The organism is Paenibacillus sp. P4_A7 (assembly GCF_056402455.1).
The window spans coordinates 1-604 of sequence record NZ_JBFUHJ010000920.1 but is presented as its reverse complement, the minus strand read 5'-3'; the positions used below and the strand labels follow the sequence as shown (position 1 = coordinate 604).

The 604-nt window shown below is 48.0% G+C and carries 1 protein-coding gene and 1 pseudogene; one reads left to right on the top strand and one right to left on the bottom strand.

From position 1 onward, the window contains the following. A pseudogene (locus tag AC1DWN_RS34955) lies at positions 1–311 on the top strand (AIM24 family protein); the annotation flags it as partial. Between the two features lie 53 nt (positions 312–364). Here AC1DWN_RS34955 and AC1DWN_RS34950 read toward each other — a convergent pair. Next, positions 365–604 (bottom strand): beta-galactosidase small subunit-related protein (locus tag AC1DWN_RS34950; protein ID WP_477563376.1); only part of this gene is annotated, 240 nt, incomplete at its 5' end.

The window sequence follows — 604 nt, the reverse complement described above, 5'->3', positions numbered from 1 at the left end:
GTCCCGGATACTTGGGTATTATTACGACTGGCGATGTAAAGTCAATTCAGCTTCACCCCGAACGACCGCTTTATGTAGAGACAGGTGCTCTAGTCGCCTATCCCGCAAATGCGTCCATCCAGTTATCCGTATATGGAAATAAGCTTGCCAGTCAGCATATGAATGTGCAATGGGAGATTAAGGGCAACGGTCCCGTCCTCATTCAAACCGGTTCACATGATCCTGAACTGGAGGATCAGCTGCAGAACAGCAGCTTCATTAAACGCATTCTTCGTGAGTTGCTGCCCTTCGGCGGCGTATATATTAAATAAAAAGGCTGATCCCACCGTAGCATAAGCTACTTCAGGATCAGCCTTTCTCTTATTTAGACACCTTGGAACGAGAATCGATGCGTGTATACCCGGTTCGCATACAGCATATATTCCTTCTCAGGCCGCGCCCCCCAGCTATCATTGCCGCCTATACCTGACTGCTTATCATTCACTCGAACGACCGTTTTGTCGCTAGCAGGAAGCTTGTACACATGATCATGCTCCTCCAGCTCGAACGGCGTATATGGCAGCACATTTAGCTCATAATAAGGGAAACCTGTAATCACAATGCC